General features: G+C 66.6%; 6 protein-coding genes and 1 pseudogene. 5 read left to right on the plus strand and 2 right to left on the minus strand.

Features of this window, described 5'->3' with window-relative positions:
• Positions 1-183 (minus strand): annotated as a pseudogene (locus tag B2W70_RS00660) (TolC family protein); the annotation flags it as partial.
• A 249-nt stretch (positions 184-432) separates the two neighbouring features.
• Positions 433-960, minus strand: a complete 528-nt coding sequence (locus B2W70_RS00665; protein ID WP_286742016.1) for a MarR family winged helix-turn-helix transcriptional regulator — start codon at positions 958-960, stop codon at positions 433-435.
• 107 nt (positions 961-1,067) lie between these two features.
• Here B2W70_RS00665 and B2W70_RS00670 point away from each other — a divergent pair, with 107 nt between their 5' ends.
• The 5 genes from B2W70_RS00670 to B2W70_RS00690 all read left to right on the plus strand — a co-directional run.
• The gene (locus tag B2W70_RS00670; protein WP_286742017.1) at positions 1,068-2,858 is read left to right on the plus strand and encodes an ABC transporter transmembrane domain-containing protein; all 1,791 of its coding nucleotides are present in this window, start codon (positions 1,068-1,070) and stop codon (positions 2,856-2,858) included.
• Positions 2,859-2,956: 98 nt separating this feature from the next.
• Positions 2,957-3,661 (plus strand): OmpA family protein, encoded by a 705-nt coding sequence (locus tag B2W70_RS00675; RefSeq protein WP_286742018.1) that lies wholly within the window; start codon positions 2,957-2,959, stop codon positions 3,659-3,661.
• A 112-nt stretch (positions 3,662-3,773) separates the two neighbouring features.
• Positions 3,774-4,616, plus strand: a complete 843-nt coding sequence (locus B2W70_RS00680) for a thymidylate synthase (RefSeq protein WP_286742020.1) — start codon at positions 3,774-3,776, stop codon at positions 4,614-4,616.
• A gap of 12 nt (positions 4,617-4,628) precedes the next feature.
• Entirely contained in the window at positions 4,629-5,123 is a 495-nt protein-coding gene (locus B2W70_RS00685) for a dihydrofolate reductase (protein WP_058089153.1), read from the plus strand.
• A 173-nt stretch (positions 5,124-5,296) separates the two neighbouring features.
• Positions 5,297-5,669 (plus strand): TerC family protein (locus tag B2W70_RS00690; protein ID WP_414631011.1); only part of this gene is annotated, 373 nt, incomplete at its 3' end.

The raw sequence follows: 5,669 nt of genomic DNA on the forward strand, positions 1-5,669 counted from the left end.
CTGTCGGTCGGTCTTGCCGGTGAGCTGCAACTGCGGCTTGTCGGCGCCACTGCTGAGCATCTCCTGAGCCTGGGCGCGCTGCAGGCGGGTTTGGGCCACCTGGATGGTCGGGCTGTCGGCCAAGGCCTGCCCGATCAGGGCATCGAGCTGCGCATCGCCGCACGCCCGCCACCACTCGGTCATCTGCGCCGAAACCGGCTGCGGCCCGCTTGCGCTCACGCCAAGCGCACTCGCATCCAAGGTCGTCAGCTTCGGCTGGATCGCCTGGTGCGCACACCCGGTCATCAGGGCCCCCCACCCGGCGAGCGCGAACCAGGCCAGCGGCCGGCTCGCCCGGTTCACGGGCCTTGCAGGGGACAAACGATTGAACTGCGTCATCTGGAACACCTTCTCGTGGGCTGGGGCAGCCCTCTCATCGTCGTTCGGGGCGCGTCAACTCGCGTCGGTGGAGGGGGCGCCATCGCCCGTGCACTCGCCTGGCTGACAGTCCTTGAGCGCCTCGGCGTTGCCGACGATCCGCTGCAGGAAGCCCATCAAGGTCTCCCACTCGGCTGGCGAGAAGCCCTGAAGCATCGCGTTGGAGACATCGCACAGGATGCCGGGCACCGGTTCGGCGGCTTTTTCGCCCTCTGGCGTGAGCATCAGGTGCACCACACGGCGGTCTTCGGCCGAGCGCTCGCGCCGACACAAGCCCTTGGCCTCCAGTCGGTCCAGCGTTCGGGTCAAGGCCCCGGCATCGACCTGCAGCTCACGCGCCAGCGCGGCCAGGGTGTTGGCCTCGCCACGGTGGATCAGGAACAGCGGCGCCCACTGGGCATGGGTCAGCCCCGTGCAGCCAAGACGCCGGTCCACCTGCCCCACCATCAACTGCGTGATGCGGCGCATGAGGTAGCCCATGCTGTTTTCGCGGCAATAAGTGGCCCGGTCGTAGATCGGGGGGGTGGAGCGCTGACCTTTCATGGGTGGCGAATTTATTTGCCTACGCAAATATTGTCAAGGCATCATAATCACGGCAACGCGAACTTCGCACGCCGCCAGGCATGGCCAACGCCGAGCCCAGACCCAACATGTCCACGACCAGCCCCACCGCCGCAGGCAAGTCCATCCGCCCGCTGGGCTCGCTGCGCCCCTTCTTGATGCCCTACCGCGGACGCATCGCGCTCGCGGGGTTGTTCCTGGTGCTGGCCGCCATCACGACGCTGGTGCTGCCGCTCGCCCTTCGCACCTTGATCGACCAGGGGTTCGTCTCCCCTGACCCGGGCGAGCGCGTCATGCAGATGCGCCAGCACTTCCTGGCCCTGTTCGGCGTGGGTGCGGCGCTCGGCGTGTTTTCAGCCTCGCGCTATTTCATGGTGACCTGGCTGGGCGAGCGCATCACGTCCGACATCAAGGGCGCCGTTTACGCCCACGTCCTGCGCCAAAGCCCCGAGTTCTTCGAGACCACACAAACCGGCGAGGTGCTCTCGCGCCTGACCGCCGACACCACCCTGATCCAGACCGTGGTGGGCACCAGCGTGTCCATGGGGCTGCGCAACGTGATCATGGCCATCGGTGCGCTGACGATGCTGGTCGTGACCAACCCCGTGGTGATGGCCCAGGTGCTGGGCGGCCTCGTGCTGATCGTGTTGCCCGCCATCGCCTATGGCCGGCGCGTCAGGCGCCTGTCGCGCGCCAGCCAGGACCGCATCGCGGACTCATCGGCCATCGCCGCTGAGGTGCTCAACGCCGTGCCCGTGGTGCAGAGCTACACCGCCGAGTCGCGCGAAGCGCAGCGTTTCAGCGAAGCCAACGAGAACGCTTTTCGCACCGGCGAGCGCCGCATCCGCGCACGCGCCCTGCTGGTGGGCTTCATCATCACCGCCACCACCGGGGCCCTGCTGTGGGGCCTGTACCAGGGCACCCAGGCCGTGCTCGACGGCCGCATCACGGCTGGCCACATGGGACAGACCGTGGTCTACGTGATTTTGCTGCTGAGCTCGGTCGCCGCGCTCTCGGAGGTGTACGGCGACATCCTGCGCGCCGCTGGCGCCACCGAACGCATGATGGAGCTGTTGAAAGCGCGCTCGCGCATCGAGTCCCCCACGCAAGCTCGCTCACTGCCAGCAACCACAGCTGGCTCCACCGTCAAGCTCTCGGGTGTGCAGTTCCACTACCCCTCCAGGCCTGCCCAGCCCGCGCTGGAAGACTTCAGCCTGGACGTCGCTGCAGGCGAAACCGTGGCCCTGGTCGGCCCCAGCGGCGCCGGCAAAAGCACCGTGTTCCAGCTGCTTCTGCGCTATTACGACCCGCAAGGCGGGCACGTCGAAATCGATGGTGTGAAGCTGCCCGAGGCCAGCCTCGACGCGCTGCGCGAACGCATCGGCATCGTCCCGCAGGACAGCACCATCTTCTCGGCCAGCGCGATGGAAAACATCCGCTACGGTCGCCCCTCGGCTTCGGACGAAGAGGTCTTCGCCGCAGCTCGCGCCGCCCACGCACACGACTTCCTGCAACGCCTGCCCGAGGGGTATCACACCTTCCTGGGCGAGCGCGGCGTGCGCCTGTCCGGCGGTCAACGACAACGCATCAGCATCGCCCGGGCCATCTTGAAAAACGCCCCCCTGCTGCTGCTCGACGAGGCCACCAGCGCCCTCGACTCGGACAGCGAACGCGCCGTGCAGGCCGCACTCGAAGAGGCCATGAAAGGCCGCACGACCCTGGTCATCGCGCACAGGCTGAGCACCGTGGTCAACGCAGACCGCATCGTCGTGATGGACAACGGCCGCATCATCGACGCTGGCACCCACACCGAGCTCATGGCCCGCAATGGCCTGTACGCGCGCCTGGCGGCCATGCAGTTCGACCAGGCCGCAGCCTGAGCACGCCCCAGCGCACGCGTGGGCCGCGCGTCATCCGATGCCCGGCCCGCTGCGTTGAGCAAGCTGTGCCGGCCCCGGCACCCACAGGAGTAGACGAAATGAACCACAAGACCTCGCTCACCGTTTCCCGCCGCCAAGCCACCTTCCAGCGCACCCTGATCGTCGGCAGCGCCATCGCGGTTGCCCTGCTCACCTCGGGCTGCGAGACCATGGGCCCGCAGGAAAAGGGCACGGCCGTTGGCGCCGGCATCGGTGCCGTGGCTGGCGCCGCCATCGGTTCCATGACCGGGGGCAAGAACACCGTGCGTGGCGCGGCCATCGGCGCCGCAGCCGGGGCCCTGGCCGGCAACCTGTGGTCCAAGCGCATGGAAGACCAGCGCCGCGCCATGGAAGCCGCCACGCAAGGCACGCCCGTCGAAGTCAGCCGCACCGCCGACAACCAGCTCAAGCTCGACATCCCCAACGACATCTCGTTCGCCACCGGCAGCGCGGCCCTCAAGCCCGAGCTGCGCAGCGTGCTCGATGCCTTCGCCAGCGGCTTGAAGTCCGGGGGCCAAGGCACCCTGGTGCGCGTGGTCGGCCACACCGACAGCACCGGCAGCGACGCCATCAACAACCCGCTGTCGCTCGAGCGCGCCGAGAGCGTGCGCAACTTCCTCGAAGACCGTGGCATCGCTGCCAACCGCATCGAGGTGGTGGGCCGTGGTTCGCGCGAACCCCTGGCCAGCAACGACACGGCAGAGGGTCGCGCCAAGAACCGCCGCGTCGAGATCTTCATGCGCGACCCGGCCCAGGCCAACTGAGGCCTGCCACCGGGCTTTCATCCACACAAGCCCCGGGCAACTGCCAACGACCTCGACAGCCGGGATAATCCCGGCTGTTGCCTTTGCGGCGCCCACCTTCGAGAACCTCGACGTGACCACCCTCCCCGCCCAGCGCCCCGTGCGCAGCCAGTACGAAGACTTCATGCGCCACGTGCACACCCACGGTGTGCTCAAGACGGACCGAACCGGCACCGGCACGCGCAGCGTCTTCGGCCACCAGATGCGCTTCGACCTGTCCGAAGGCTTCCCGCTGGTCACGACCAAGAAGGTTCACCTCAAATCCATCATCGTCGAGCTGCTGTGGTTCCTGCGTGGCGACGACAACGTCAAGTGGCTGCAAGAGCGCGGCGTCACCATCTGGGACGAATGGGCCCGTGAAGACGGCTCGCTGGGCCCGGTGTACGGCGTGCAATGGCGCAACTGGCCCAGGCCTGACGGCACGCACGTCGACCAGATCAGCGAAGTCGTCAAGCAGCTCAAGACCTCGCCCGACTCGCGCCGCATCATCGTCAGCGCCTGGAACCCCGGCCTGATCGACCAGATGGCGCTGCCGCCCTGTCACGCCTTCTTCCAGTTCTACGTGGCGCCCGCGCAAGACGGCGGCCGCCCCAAGCTCAGCTGCCAGCTCTACCAGCGCAGCGCCGACATCTTCCTGGGCGTGCCCTTCAACATCGCCAGCTACGCCCTGCTGACCCACATGCTGGCCCAGCAGTGCGACCTGGACGTGGGCGACTTCGTCTGGACGGGCGGCGACTGCCACATCTACAGCAACCACACCGAACAGGTCGAGCTGCAGCTCAGCCGCACGCCGCACCCCTATCCCCTGCTCAACATCAAGCGCAAGCCCGCCTCGATCTTCGACTACGAGTACGAAGACTTCGAAGTGCTCGAGTATCAACACCACCCGGCCATCAAGGCACCGGTGGCGGTCTGAGGACGGGCCAGGATGTCGAACACCCCTCGAACGCTCTCGCTGATTGCCGCCGTGGCCCGCAACGGCGCCATCGGCAAAGACAACGCCCTGCTGTGGCGCCTGCCCGAAGACCTGAAGTTCTTCAAGCGCACCACGCTGGGCTGCCCGGTCGTCATGGGTCGCAAGACCTGGGATTCCATCGGCCGCCCGCTGCCGGGTCGGCGCAACATCGTCATCACCCGCAACACAGCGTGGCAGGCCGAAGGTGCCGAGGTTTTCCATGACCTCGCCAGCGCTTTGGCAGCCACGGCCGATGCACCCAAGGTTTTCGTCATCGGAGGGGGCGAGCTCTATGCCCAGGCCCTGCCCTTGGCCGACGAGCTCGTGCTGACCGAGGTCGATGCCGATTTCGACGGCGACACCTTTTTTCCTGACTGGGAACGCAGCGCCTTCACCGAGGTCAGCCGCGAAACCCACACCGCCGATGCCGGCTGGGCTTATCACTTCGTGGTTCGGCGACGCAGCTGAAGTCGCGCCTGGCTGAAAGCTGCGGCCAGCTGGCGCTTTCGATTCGGTTTTCTCGAATCATTGACGCCACAAATTCGAAATAACTTGCGCAAATGATGCGCCTGGTTTGATCAGAGAATGCTGGGTTTTGCCCAACATTCGGGCTACCCCCTCACACCCACGACCGCCAAGCCATGGACTTCCTGCTCGACCCCAACATCTGGATCGCCTTTGCGATGCTCACCGCCCTGGAGATCGTCCTGGGCGTGGACAACATCATCTTCATCTCCATCCTGGTGGGGCGCCTGCCCGCAGACGTGCGCGACAAAGCACGCCGCCTGGGCCTGGGTTTTGCAATGGTCTCGCGCCTGGCGCTGTTGTTCTCCCTGAGCTGGGTGATGGGTCTCAAGGACGACCTGTTCCAACTCCTGGGCCAGGGCATCAGCGGGCGCGACCTGGTGCTGCTGGGCGGCGGCCTCTTCCTGCTCTACAAGGCCTCCCATGAAATCTTCGTGGAAGTGGAAGCTCGCGAACAGGATGGCCCACCTCAGACCGACCCTGCCACCG

Source organism: Aquabacterium sp. UBA2148 (assembly GCF_002328915.1).
Lineage (GTDB): Bacteria > Pseudomonadota > Gammaproteobacteria > Burkholderiales > Burkholderiaceae_C > Aquabacterium > Aquabacterium parvum.